The 12,049-nt window shown below is 71.3% G+C and carries 12 protein-coding genes; 8 read left to right on the plus strand and 4 right to left on the minus strand.

The annotated features are described in order from the left end of the window. The 5 genes from ACIQ1J_RS31400 to ACIQ1J_RS31420 all read left to right on the plus strand — a co-directional run. The coding region (locus ACIQ1J_RS31400; RefSeq protein WP_403562169.1) for a DUF3459 domain-containing protein at nucleotides 1-441 on the plus strand (441 nt) is incomplete at its 5' end. Continuing rightward, complete coding sequence (treS, locus tag ACIQ1J_RS31405; RefSeq protein WP_403562171.1) at nucleotides 438-2,156, plus strand: maltose alpha-D-glucosyltransferase; 1,719 nt, start codon at nucleotides 438-440, stop codon at nucleotides 2,154-2,156. The genes ACIQ1J_RS31400 and treS, both read left to right, overlap by 4 nt. Nucleotides 2,157-2,184: 28 nt before the next feature. Further along, nucleotides 2,185-3,546, plus strand: coding sequence for a maltokinase (locus tag ACIQ1J_RS31410; RefSeq protein WP_403562173.1), 1,362 nt, complete (start codon nucleotides 2,185-2,187; stop codon nucleotides 3,544-3,546). Between the two features lie 3 nt (nucleotides 3,547-3,549). Beyond that, nucleotides 3,550-5,772 (plus strand): 1,4-alpha-glucan branching enzyme, encoded by a 2,223-nt coding sequence (gene glgB / locus ACIQ1J_RS31415; RefSeq protein WP_403562175.1) that lies wholly within the window; start codon nucleotides 3,550-3,552, stop codon nucleotides 5,770-5,772. A 111-nt stretch (nucleotides 5,773-5,883) separates the two neighbouring features. Then, the gene (locus ACIQ1J_RS31420; protein ID WP_403562177.1) at nucleotides 5,884-6,975 is read left to right on the plus strand and encodes a glutamate--cysteine ligase; all 1,092 of its coding nucleotides are present in this window, start codon (nucleotides 5,884-5,886) and stop codon (nucleotides 6,973-6,975) included. Between the two features lie 34 nt (nucleotides 6,976-7,009). Here the strand turns inward: ACIQ1J_RS31420 and ACIQ1J_RS31425 are convergent, their stop codons facing one another. Then, complete coding sequence (locus tag ACIQ1J_RS31425; protein WP_210960810.1) at nucleotides 7,010-7,243, minus strand: DUF6480 family protein; 234 nt, start codon at nucleotides 7,241-7,243, stop codon at nucleotides 7,010-7,012. A 165-nt stretch (nucleotides 7,244-7,408) separates the two neighbouring features. Here ACIQ1J_RS31425 and ACIQ1J_RS31430 point away from each other — a divergent pair, with 165 nt between their 5' ends. Beyond that, entirely contained in the window at nucleotides 7,409-9,316 is a 1,908-nt protein-coding gene (locus tag ACIQ1J_RS31430; protein ID WP_403562179.1) for an AMP-dependent synthetase/ligase, read from the plus strand. 84 nt (nucleotides 9,317-9,400) lie between these two features. Here the strand turns inward: ACIQ1J_RS31430 and ACIQ1J_RS31435 are convergent, their stop codons facing one another. Then, complete coding sequence (locus ACIQ1J_RS31435; RefSeq protein ID WP_403562181.1) at nucleotides 9,401-9,688, minus strand: DUF4190 domain-containing protein; 288 nt, start codon at nucleotides 9,686-9,688, stop codon at nucleotides 9,401-9,403. Between the two features lie 256 nt (nucleotides 9,689-9,944). Here ACIQ1J_RS31435 and ACIQ1J_RS31440 point away from each other — a divergent pair, with 256 nt between their 5' ends. Then, a complete protein-coding gene (locus ACIQ1J_RS31440) occupies nucleotides 9,945-10,379 on the plus strand; it encodes an ATP-binding protein (RefSeq protein WP_403562183.1) in 435 nt (144 codons plus the stop codon). Between the two features lie 9 nt (nucleotides 10,380-10,388). Here the strand turns inward: ACIQ1J_RS31440 and ACIQ1J_RS31445 are convergent, their stop codons facing one another. Together ACIQ1J_RS31445 and ACIQ1J_RS31450 are read right to left on the minus strand one after the other, a co-directional pair. Beyond that, a complete protein-coding gene (locus ACIQ1J_RS31445; protein ID WP_403562185.1) occupies nucleotides 10,389-10,883 on the minus strand; it encodes an ATP-binding protein in 495 nt (164 codons plus the stop codon). Between the two features lie 4 nt (nucleotides 10,884-10,887). Next, nucleotides 10,888-11,253: a PRC-barrel domain-containing protein gene (locus ACIQ1J_RS31450; RefSeq protein ID WP_403562369.1), complete on the minus strand. Its 366-nt coding sequence runs from the start codon at nucleotides 11,251-11,253 to the stop codon at nucleotides 10,888-10,890. A gap of 387 nt (nucleotides 11,254-11,640) precedes the next feature. On the opposite strand from ACIQ1J_RS31450, the gene ACIQ1J_RS31455 reads away from it, so the two are divergent. Beyond that, a partial coding sequence (locus ACIQ1J_RS31455; RefSeq protein ID WP_403562187.1) for a HAMP domain-containing protein occupies nucleotides 11,641-12,049 on the plus strand: 409 nt, incomplete at its 3' end.

The raw sequence follows: 12,049 nt of genomic DNA on the forward strand, positions 1-12,049 counted from the left end.
AGCGAGAAGTACCAGCTCAAACCACGCGACTGGGCCACCGCCGCCCGCGAGGGCACCACCATCGCCCCCCTCATCACCCAGCTCAACACCATCCGCCGCAGCCACCCCGCGCTGCACCGGCTGCGGAACCTGCGCTTCCACCGGACCGGCAACGACGCGCTGATCGCGTACAGCAAGCGCGTGGGGTCCGACGTCGTGCTGGTGGTAGCCAACCTCGATCCCCACCGCACCCAGGAGGCCACGATCTCGCTCGACATGCCGCAACTCGGCCTGGACTGGCACGAGACGGTGGCGGTCCACGACGAACTCACGGACGAGACCTACCACTGGGGCCGGACGAACTACGTCCGGCTGGAGCCCGGCCGGACCCCCGCTCACGTCTTCCACGTCCGCCGGCCGTCCGCCGCCGCGCCCCAGAACGGAGGGTCAGGAGCCTCATGACCGTGAACGAGCCCGTGCCGGACAAATTCGAGGACACACCGGCCAAGGACCGTGACCCGGACTGGTTCAAGCGAGCCGTCTTCTACGAGGTACTCGTCCGCTCCTTCCAGGACAGCAACGGCGACGGCGTGGGCGACCTCAAGGGCCTCACCGCCAAGCTGGACTACCTGCAATGGCTGGGCGTGGACTGCCTATGGCTCCCGCCCTTCTTCAAGTCGCCGCTGCGCGACGGCGGTTACGACGTCTCCGACTACACCGCGGTGCTGCCCGAGTTCGGCGACCTGGCCGACTTCGTCGAGTTCGTGGACGCCGCCCACCAGCGCGGCATGCGCGTGATCATCGACTTCGTCATGAACCACACCAGCGACCAGCACCCGTGGTTCCAGGAGTCCCGCAAGGACCCCGACGGCCCGTACGGCGACTACTACGTCTGGGCGGACGACGACACCCGGTACTCCGACGCCCGCATCATCTTCGTCGACACCGAGGCGTCCAACTGGACCTTCGACCCGGTCCGCGGACAGTACTACTGGCACCGCTTCTTCACCCACCAGCCGGACCTCAACTACGAGAACCCGGCCGTCCAGGAGGAGATGCTGGCGGCGCTGAAGTTCTGGCTGGACCTGGGCGTCGACGGCTACCGCCTCGACGCCGTGCCCTATCTGTACGCCGAAGAGGGCACCAACTGCGAGAACCTGCCCGCCAGCCACGCGTTCCTCAAGCGCGTCCGCAGCGAGATCGACGCGCACTATCCCGACACCGTGCTGCTGGCGGAGGCCAACCAGTGGCCGGAGGACGTCGTCGACTACTTCGGCGACTACGCGGCCGGCGGCGACGAGTGCCACATGGCCTTCCACTTCCCGGTCATGCCCCGCATCTTCATGGCCGTACGCCGCGAGTCCCGCTACCCCGTCTCCGAGATCCTCGCCAAGACCCCGGCCATCCCGTCCGGCTGCCAGTGGGGCGTCTTCCTGCGCAACCACGACGAGCTGACCCTCGAGATGGTCACCGACGAGGAACGCGACTACATGTACGCGGAGTACGCCAAGGACCCGCGCATGCGCGCCAACATCGGAATCCGCCGCCGGCTCGCCACCCTGCTGGACAACGACCGCGACCAGATCGAGCTGTTCACCGCTCTGCTGCTCGCCCTCCCGGGATCACCGATCCTGTACTACGGCGACGAGATCGGCATGGGCGACAACATCTGGCTCGGCGACCGCGACGCGGTACGGACCCCGATGCAGTGGACCCCGGACCGCAACGCCGGCTTCTCGACCTGCGATCCGGGGCGCCTGTACCTGCCGACGATCATGGACCCGGTCTACGGCTACCAGGTGACGAACGTCGAGGCGTCCATGGCCTCGCCCTCGTCCCTGCTGCACTGGACCCGCCGCATGATCGAGATCCGCAAGCAGAACCCCGCCTTCGGCCTCGGCACCTACACCGAACTGCCCTCTTCCAACCCCGCGGTGCTCGCCTTCCTGCGGGAGTACGAGGACGACCTGGTGCTGTGCGTGAACAACTTCGCGCGGTTCGCGCAACCCACCGAACTGGACCTGCGGGAGTTCGCCGGACGCCACCCGGTCGAGCTGTTCGGCGGAGTGCGCTTCCCCGCCATCGGCGAACTGCCGTACCTGCTGACCCTCGGGGGCCACGGCTTCTACTGGTTCCGGCTCACCCGAGTCGCATCCCGCATCGGCCGCCGCGTTTGAGCGGGGGCCGAGGAAAGGACGCGTCACCATGCCGAAGACCGCACCCCTGCGCCCGAGACGCGGGCATCTCGCCGAGACCATGGCCTCGCTCGGTGAGCTGCTGCGGGAGTGGCTGCCGCGCCAGCGCTGGTTCGCGGGCAAGGACCGGCTCGTGGCCGAGCTCGGCCTGCTGTCGATGACCGAGCTCTTCCCCGGCTGCCTGCACCTTCTGGTGCACACCGGGCAGGGCCCCGTGCCCGCCCCGGGCGGCGCTCCCCCGGCCGGCGACTGCTACCAGCTGCTGCTGGGCGTGCGCGAGCAGCCGTCACCGCGCCTGGGCCGGGCGATCATCGGGCGGGTGCAGGACGGCCCGCTGGCCGGCCGGACGGTCTACGACGCGCTGCACGACCCCCGGTCGGCCCAGCTGCTCCTGGAACGGCTCCGGCACCCCGGCAAGGCGGGACCGCTGCGCTTCGAGTCCGACCCGGCGCGGCCGGTGCCCGGCGGACTCGTGCCGCGGCTGCTGGACGCCGAGCAGTCCAACTCGTCGCTGATCTACGGCGACGAGTTCATCCTGAAGCTGTTCCGGCGCATCCAGCCCGGTGTCAACCCCGACCTGGAGGTGCCGGACGCACTGGCCAGGCAGGGCTGCGGCCGGGTCCCCGCGCCGGTGGCGTGGATGCGGACGACCCATCCCTACGAGGCGACGCTCGGTGTGCTCCAGCCGTTCCTGCACGACGCGTCGGACGGCTGGAACCTCTCCCTGAACGCGCTGGCGTCCGGGGACGACTTCACCGTGCAGGCCCGCGAACTGGGCCGGGCGATGGCCGACGTGCACCTGGCGCTGGCCTCGGCGTTCCCGGCAGGCCCGCCCGGGGAGAACAACCGGACGGCGGCGGCGATGACCGAGCGGCTGACCGCCGCCGCGCACTGCGTTCCGGCGCTGCAGCCCTTCGTCCCCGGTCTGCGGGCGGCCTTCGCTGCGCTGTCCACCTGCGACTCCGGGCCGCCGGCCCAGCGCATCCACGGCGACCTGCATCTGGGGCAGGTGCTGCGGGCCGGCCGGGACTGGTTCGTCATCGACTTCGAGGGCGAGCCGTCCCGCCCACTGTCCGAACGGCGCAGCGCCCACTCCCCCCTGCGGGACATCGCGGGCATGCTGCGCTCCTTCGACTACGCCGCCCGGCAGCGCCGCCCGTGGCGCCCCGAGTGGGCGCGCCGCTGCCGGGAGGCGTTCTGCGCCGGCTACGCCGCCCGCGCCGGGTGGGATCCCCGTAAGAAGCACGGCCTGCTGCGCGCCTACGAGACGGACCGCGCCGTGTATGAGGTGCTGTACGAGGCCCGGCACCGCCCCGACTGGCTTCCCGTACCCATGGCGGCGATCGAACGACTCGCCGTGAGAGGAGACTGACCCGTGGCCCTCCGCGACACCTCGCTCCCCGAGCCGTCCGGTCCCGTCCCGCCCGCACCCGGTGCGTGCGGAACCGCTCCGCCCCTCGACCCGACCGACCGCGGGCGCCTGCTGGCGGGCGCCCACCACGACCCGCACGCCCTGCTCGGCGCCCACCCCGTCCCGGGTGGCATCGCCTTCCGGGCGCTGCGCCCGTTCGCCCGCGAGGTGAGCGTGGTCGTGGACGGCGAGCGCCACGGCCTCGTCTCGGAGGAGGACGGTCTCTTCTCCGGCGTGCTGCCGCTGACGGAGATCCCCGCCTACACCCTCGTGGTGACGTACGAGGAGGGTGAGCAGGAGACGCACGACCCGTACCGCTTCCTGCCCGCCCTCGGCGAACTCGACCTGCACCTGATCGGCGAGGGCCGGCACGAGCAGCTGTGGCATGCCCTCGGCGCGGAGCCGATGACCCACGAGGGCGTCACCGGCACCCGGTTCACGGTGTGGGCGCCGAACGCCCAGGGGGTGCGGGTCGCCACGGACTTCAACCACTGGGACGGCACGGCGTTCCCGATGCGCTCGCTCGGTTCGTCCGGGGTGTGGGAGCTGTTCCTGCCGGGCGTCGGCGAGGGCACCCGGTACAAGTTCGAGATCCACTCGCGGTACGGCCACCGGTTCCTCAAGGCCGACCCGATGGCCCGCGCGGCGGAGGAGCCGCCGAACACCGCGTCCGTCGTGACCGCGTCGGCGTACGAGTGGGGCGACGGGGAGTGGATGCGGACCCGGGCCGAGACGCCCGTGCACGAGGCGCCGTTCTCCGTGTACGAGGTGCACCTGGCGTCCTGGCGGCCGGGGCTGTCCTACCGCGAGCTGGCCGAGGAGCTGCCCGCGTACGTCAAGGACCTGGGCTTCACCCACGTCGAGCTCATGCCGGTCGCCGAGCACCCGTACGGCCCGTCCTGGGGCTACCAGGTCACCGGCTTCTACGCGCCGACCGCGCGCCTCGGCTCGCCCGACGACTTCCGGTACCTGGTCGACGCCCTGCACCGGGCCGGTCTCGGCGTGATCATGGACTGGGTGCCGGCGCACTTCCCGAAGGACGACTGGGCGCTGGGGCGCTTCGACGGGGACCCGCTGTACGAGCCCGGGGACTCCCGGCGCGCGGAGCACCCGGACTGGGGGACCTACACCTTCGACTTCGCGCGTACCGAGGTGCGCAACTTCCTCGTGGCGAACGCCGTGTACTGGTGCGAGGAGTTCCACATCGACGGGCTGCGCGTGGACGCGGTCGCCTCGATGCTCTACCTGGACTACTCGCGCGACTCGGGCCAGTGGGAGCCCAACCAGTACGGCGGCCGGGAGGACCTGGCGGCGATGGCGTTCCTCCAGGAGATGAACGCGACCGTCTACCGGCGCTGCCCCGGCGTGGTGACCATCGCGGAGGAGTCGACCGCGTGGGGCGGGGTGACCCGGCCCACCGACACCGGCGGGCTCGGTTTCGGCCTGAAGTGGAACATGGGCTGGATGCACGACTCGCTGGAGTACGTCGCGCACGAGCCGGTGCACCGCAAATACCACCACCACGAGATGACCTTCTCGATGGTGTACGCCTACAGCGAGAACTACTGCCTGCCGATCTCCCACGACGAGGTGGTGCACGGCAAGCAGGCGCTGGTGTCGAAGATGCCGGGCGACTGGTGGCAGCGGCGGGCCAACGTCCGCGCCTACCTCGGCTTCATGTGGGCCCACCCCGGCAAGCAACTGCTCTTCATGGGGCAGGAGTTCGCGCAGGGCGCCGAGTGGTCGGAGAAGCAGGGCCCCGAGTGGTGGCTGCTGGACGGGGGGTACCACTCGGCGTCCGACCACCGCGGCATCCAGGACCTGGTCCGCGAGCTCAACACCCGCTACGGGCGGACGCCCGCCCTGTGGCAGCGCGACACCGATCCGTCCGGATTCCGGTGGGTCGCCGTGGACGCGGCCGAGGACAACGTCTTCGCGTTCCTGCGGTACGACGCGGACGGCACTCCGCTGCTGGCGGTGTCGAACTTCTCCCCGGTCGTCCGGCACGAGTACGGCCTCGCCGTCGGCGACGAGGTCACCGCCTGGCAGGAGGTGCTCAACACCGACGCCGAGGAGTACGGCGGCAGCGGCGTGAAGAACGCCGACCCGGTCAAGCCGGAGGACGGAAGCGTTGGGATCACGCTGCCTCCGCTGGCCACGGTGTGGCTGATGCCGTACGCCCCGTGAGGCGCGGCGGCGCGACCAGGTGTCCGGCCGCCGTCTCGGGGCAGTCGGTGGTCCTGCGACCGGGACAACCTCGTCGTCGCCGCAGCCGGGCCCACAGAAAGGCGGCATCACGTGCGCACCGTCGGAGTGGAGGAGGAACTCCTCCTGGTCGACCCCGCGAGCGGCGAGCCGCGGGCGCTGTCCGCCGCCGTGCTCGCCCGGGCCTCACTGGACGATGCCGAGCAGGACGTGTTCGAGAAGGAACTGCACGAGCAGATGCTCGAGTTCGCCACGCATCCGCAGTCGGACATGGAGCGGCTGCACGCGGAGATCGTCCGCTGCCGTGAGGAGGCCGGGAGCCACGCCGGGGAAATCGGCTGCGCCGTGGCCGCGCTGGCGACGTCGCCGCTGCCGGTGACCCCGTCGGTCGGCGTGAACCGCCGCTACGACTGGATGGCCGAGCAGTACGGCGTCGTGGTCCAGGAGCAGCTCGTCCTGGGCTGCCACGTGCACGTCTCGGTGGAGTCCGACGAGGAGGGCGTCGCGGTGATCGACCGGGTGCGGCCCTGGCTGCCGGTGCTGGCCGCGCTGAGCGCGAACTCGCCGTTCTGGCAGGGCAGGGACTCCTCCTACAGCAGCTATCGCAGCCGGGTCTGGCAACGCTGGCCGTCGGCCGGTCCGACGGAGCTGTTCGGCTCGGCGGAGACCTATCACCGGCGGGTCGCGGACATGCTCGCCACCGGCACGGTCCTCGACGACGGGATGATCTACTTCGACGTCCGGCTCTCCCAGCGCTACCCGACGGTCGAGTTCCGGGTCGCGGACGTCTGCCTGGACGCGGGGACGGCGGTCGTCGTCGCGGCCCTCGCCCGCGCGCTGGTCGGCACGGCCGCGCGGGAGTGGCGGGAGGGCAGGGAGCCGGCCGAGCACAGCGTGAGCCTGCTGCGTCTCGCGGCCTGGCGGGCGGCCCGGTCCGGGCTGACGGAGGAACTGCTGCACCCCGCGACGATGCGGCGGATGCCGGCCGAGACGGTCGTACGGGCGCTGCTGGACCACGTCGGGGACGCGCTGAGTGACGCCGGCGACCTCGACCGGGTACGGGACGGCGTCGGCGAGCTGCTGCGGCACGGCAACGGTGCCCGGGTACAGCGCGAACTGCTGGAGCGCACCGGCAGCCTGCGGGACGTCGTCACCGAGTGCGTACGCCGTACTCAGGCGGCCTGACACGCCCCGCGGGGCCGTCGCTCCTCGTACCTCCTCAGAGGATCAGGACCAGGGCGTACCCCAGGAAGCCCGCCGCGACGAGCAGTACCAGGGCGAGGATCACGGTCAGGGGCGCCTTGGCCCAGCCCTTGGACGGGTTGTTGCCCTCCCACGGGCCCGCCTCGGACATGCTGCTCTCCCCCGGCGGGGTCTCGCCGGGCGGCACACCGCCTCCCTGCTCCAGTCCGGTGGTGCGTTCGGGTTCCGGGTCCGGGTTCGTATAGCTCATGCCGCCCGGGTCCCCCGATTGGGCCGAGATCACCAGGCGGGAACACTTCCGCCGTCCCGGCCCCCCGCCGCCTGCGGCTCCGCTACATTCCGAGCACGGCCGATCACGGTGCTCTTCGGTGCTCGTCCGTGGGGCCCACCGTCCGTACATGTCAGGAGCCAGCGCATGCGCGACCTCGCTCTCGCTCCCCCGGCCGTCTCGCCCCTGACCGGCGGGCTCGCCGACAGCCTCTTCGAGACGGCCGCCCGCACTCCGACCCTGCCGATGCTCGCCCGCCGTACCGGGCCGGACTCCACCGTCTGGCACGAGGTGACGGCCGTGGAGTTCCGTGACGAGGTGGCCGACCTGGCCAAGGGGCTGATCACGTGCGGGATCTCGCCGGGCGACCGTGTGGCGATCCTGGCCCACACGCGCTACGAGTGGACGGTCTTCAGCTACGCGCTGTGGACGGTGGGCGCCGAGGTCGTGCCGATCTATCCGACCTCCTCCCGCGACCAGGTCGAGTGGATCCTGCGGGACGCCGGCTGTGTGGCCGTGGTGGTCGAGGACGAGCAGAGCGTGATGACCGTCGGCTCGGTGTGCGCGTCGCTGCCGTCACTGCGCCATGTCTGGCAACTGGACGCGGGCGTGATGGACACGCTCGTGGCGCGCGGCGAGTTCCTCCCGTTCGCCACGGTCGACTCCATGCGCCGCATCGTGCCGCCGGACTCCACCGCGGTCGTCGCCTACACCTCGGGCACGTCCGGCCGCGCCATGGGCTGCGCGCTGAGCCACCGCGGCCTGGCCAGTCCGTGCGACACGCTGATCGAGGGCTGGGGCCACACGGTGGCGCCACCCGGGGAGCAGGGCGCCGTCCTCGCCTTCCTGCCCTTCTCCCACGTGTACGGGCTGATGATCCAGAGCCTGTGCGTCCGGGGCGGGCTGCTCATGGCGCACGAGCCCGCGATGACCGGGGAGGCGCTGGCCTCGGCCCTGTGTTCCTTCCGCCCGACCTACTTCTACGCCGTCCCGTCGGTGCTGGAGAAGCTGTACAAGACCTTTCTGCGCACGGCCCAGAAGGCGGGCCGTGGAGGGCTGTTCGAGCGGGCCGCCGAGACGGCGAGGGACTTCGCCGCCGCGCTGGAGCGCCAGCGGCTGGGCAGGGGGCCGGGGCCCGGGTTCGACCTCCGCCTCCAGCACGCCCTGTACGAACGGACGGTGTACCGCAGGCTGCGGAGCGCGCTCGGTGGTCGGGTGCGCCGCGCGACGTCCGGTGGTTCGCCGCTCAGCCGCGAGCTGTCCCTCTTCTTCGAGGGCATCGGCGTCTACGTCCACGACGGCTACGGCCTGACGGAGACCAGCGGCGGCCTGACGATGCAGCCGCTGGGCCGGGAGAAGTCCGGCACCGTCGGGCAGCCGCTGCCCGGCATGGAGATCCGGGTGGCCGACGACGGGGAGATCCTGGTGCGCGGGCCGTCGCTGTTCCAGGGGTACGTCGGTGACGAGGCCGCCACCCGTGAGGTGCTGCGCGGCGGCTGGCTGGCCACCGGGGACCTCGGGCACCTGGACGACGAGAACTATCTGGCGATCACAGGCCGCAAGAAGGACATCATCATCACCAGCGGCGGCAAGAGCGTGGCCCCGTCCGCCCTGGAGCAGCGGCTGCGCATGCATCCGCTCGTCCACCAGGCGGTGGTCGTGGGCGACAACCGGCCCTGCGTCGGCGCCCTCATCACGCTCGACCCGGAGTTCCTGACGCACTGGCGGGCGGGGCTGGCCCTGCAGGGCGACGTCCCGGCCCGTGAGGCGCGCGAGGAGAACGCGCTGCGGGAGGAGGTCGCGCGGGCCGTCGCCGCGGCCAACAGTGCCGTCTCGCGCTCGGAGTCCATCCGGGTCTTCCGCGTCCTGCCCGATCCGTTCGACGTGGCCAACGGTCTGCTCACGCCGTCGATGAAGTTGCGCCGGGACGAGATCGTAAGGACCTACGCCTTCGAGATCGACGCGATGTACGAAGCGCGGTCGCATCGCCGGCCGTTGGCACCGCCGGCGGACCCGGCCGGGTGGGAGGACTCGGACAACGTGTTCTTCCGGTGACCCGGGTACGGCGGCAGACGTGCGCGGGCGCGCCGGTGGGGTACCGGCGCGGCCGCGCAGTCGTCGTCCCGTGTGCCGGCCGGGTCAGCCGCCCACGTACCAGCTGAAGCCGCCGCTCGACGCGCTCACCGCGAGCAGGACGGCGAAGAGGACGAGGGCCAGGATGCCGAGCACGATACCGGCCTTGGCCATGCCCGCACCGCCCTTGGCCGGGGCCTGCCGCAGCCCGACGGCGCCCAGCACGATGGCGACCGGTCCAGGGATGACGCTGAGGAAGAACAGGCCGATGATTCCGCAGCAAAGACTCGCGATGGCCAGACCGTTCGTGCGTGACCTGGACGACGCGGCAGGGGAACTGCCGTAACTGGTCATCAGAGATCTCCCGAGTGGGGTAGTCGGACACGGGCGCCCCCTCCCGGAGCGCCCTGGTGTGTCCGCCTTCCGGGTTCCCTCGCAATCCGCTCTGTATTCCGGGGGATTCGCCGGGGGTGACGGGACAGTCACCCCCGGCCATCGCGCCCCCGACCCGCACAACGAGGCGCGTAGGGTCGGCCGGCACGGGAACTAACAAACGAAGGGAAAGCGAAGAAGGGACAACGCCCGGCGGATGCCGGGCCGGGAAGGCGAAATGGCAGCCGAGTCGCGTTGGGACAGGACACTGGCTTCCGAGGAGATCACGAACCGCACCGCCAGCTTCACCGGGGAACTGCACAATGTGACCGGTGCGCGCCTGGTCGCGGAGGAATTCCTCTGCGACCTGGCCCGTGCGTCACCCCCTTCGCAGCCCGAGCACTGGGACGACATCCTTTTGGTCGTCACGGAGCTGGCGGCGAACGCGGTGCAGTACGCCCCGGGGCCTTTCACGCTGCGGCTGCGCCGTACCTTCGACGGAGTACACGTGGTGATGCACGACACGAGTACGACCGAACCCGCGCCGCGCCCCTTCCATCCGAGCAACGGCGGCGGCGGCATCGGCTGGCACCTGATCCACACCCTCTCCGACCAGGTGAGCGTCGTCACCGGCGAGCGGGGCAAGGACATCCACGTCTTCCTGCCCTGGTGACCGCCGCGGTCAGGGGGCTCCCCTGTCGCGCAGGGGCACCAGCACGCTGATCGCTTTGCCGCCTCCCGGGTGACGGTCGACGGCGATGTCGCGGGCCAGGCGGGCGACGAGCGGCCAGCCGTAACCGCTCCCATGGTGCCTGGTGGGGAACTCGTACGCGGCCCTGGGCACCACCGCGCTGTTGTCGTGAACGGCGATCCACACGCCCTCGCCCATGGGCCGGACCTCGAACCCGGTCAGTCCGCCGCCGTGCCGGATCGCGTTGGTGACCAGCTCCGAGACCACGAGCAGCAGGTCGACGACGTCCTCGTCCCGCACCCCGCGGCCCGAGCCCCATTGCGCGCGCGCCACCGATTCCGCGTACGCGCGTGCCGTCGCCGCGCTGGTCACGGCGAAGGATGCCGGTGCGCCGGACGGCGCGAAGCCGGATGAGGCCGTGGTGGTCCCGTCGGTTGGTTCCATGTCCATGGTGTCCCTGGTCTTCGCCGTGCTGTAGTTCGGCACCGGTTCAGTCCGCGGCGGTGTCCTGCGGCGGCAGCCGGTGGTAGTAGTCGCCGACGGACGCCAGGTACTCCCGGTCCATCGTCTCGCTGTCGGTCCGGAACCGGGGCGCGGCCTTGACCTCCGCCCTGGTGCAGGCCACCGTGACCGTACGGGCCTCGGGGTCGATGCCCCTGACCACGCCGACCGGCACGAGCACGCTCCGGCCGAAGACCCAGACGCCGGTGTCGACGACCAGGTGCCGCATGCCGAAGTGGTCGGCCTGGCGGTCCACGTGACCGATGGTGCCGTCGTTCGCGACGACGGTGCAGCCCGTCAGGTCCTGTTCCTCCGCGTAACCACTGCCCGCCGCGTACGACCAGATGCTCTCCATCGGCACGCTGTCCCTTTCCTCCCACGTGGCTGACGACTGTGGGGCCGGGCGGACGCCACGGGCCGGACCGGCTCCACAGCAGCAGATACCCGGCCCGGGCCGCCGCATTCGGAGACCGTGGGCCAATCGGCGGCGGCGAGATCCACCGGGCTGCCCCACGGCCGGTTCCGCGTGCGCGGCCGGGTCCGTCCGGGGGGCGCGCTCCACCGGGCGACGTCCCGCTTTGTTCGGACCCGCGTCCTGGGTTAGCCTCTGGCGTATTTTTCTCTTTGGGCAATCCGTGAACTGCGGAAATGCATCCACAACAGGCCGGACCGGGCAATCGGTCCGGAGGGGGTTGTCGAGTCCTCGGTGCGAGGGCTCCTGGGGAGCGGAACGAGGGTGCGCATGACCAGCGACAGCGCCGGTACCGTCGAGGCGGTTCCGGGCGATCAGGAGTTGCGCCGTCTCCTTGCCGGCCTGACGGCCGTGCGGGACGGCGACTTCGGCACTCGTCTGCCGGACGAGGCCGATGGCCTGATGGGCGACATCGCCAAGGTCTTCAACGGCATGGTGGACCAGTTGTCCGTGTTCACCTCCGAGGTCACCCGGGTGTCCCGCGAGGTGGGCACGGAGGGGACCCTCGGCGGGCAGGCGAGGGTGCCGGGCGTCTCGGGCACCTGGGCCGATCTGACGGACTCGGTCAACGCCATGGCGGGGAACCTGACCACCCAGGTCCGTGACATCGCCCAGGTCGCCACGGCGGTGGCCAAGGGCGACCTGTCGCAGAAGATCGACGTGGACGCCCGCGGCGAGA

Source organism: Streptomyces sp. NPDC097107 (genome assembly GCF_044762405.1).
Lineage (GTDB): Bacteria > Actinomycetota > Actinomycetes > Streptomycetales > Streptomycetaceae > Streptomyces > Streptomyces thinghirensis.

Coding starts and splice junctions, on each gene's coding strand:
- ACIQ1J_RS31425 (WP_210960810.1), bottom strand. CDS start 7,243: ATGAGCTATACGAACCCGGACCCGGAACCCGAACGCACCACCGGACTG.
- ACIQ1J_RS31430 (WP_403562179.1), top strand. CDS start 7,409: ATGCGCGACCTCGCTCTCGCTCCCCCGGCCGTCTCGCCCCTGACCGGC.
- treS (WP_403562171.1), top strand. CDS start 438: ATGACCGTGAACGAGCCCGTGCCGGACAAATTCGAGGACACACCGGCC.
- ACIQ1J_RS31435 (WP_403562181.1), bottom strand. CDS start 9,688: ATGACCAGTTACGGCAGTTCCCCTGCCGCGTCGTCCAGGTCACGCACG.
- ACIQ1J_RS31410 (WP_403562173.1), top strand. CDS start 2,185: ATGCCGAAGACCGCACCCCTGCGCCCGAGACGCGGGCATCTCGCCGAG.
- ACIQ1J_RS31440 (WP_403562183.1), top strand. CDS start 9,945: ATGGCAGCCGAGTCGCGTTGGGACAGGACACTGGCTTCCGAGGAGATC.
- ACIQ1J_RS31450 (WP_403562369.1), bottom strand. CDS start 11,253: ATGGAGAGCATCTGGTCGTACGCGGCGGGCAGTGGTTACGCGGAGGAA.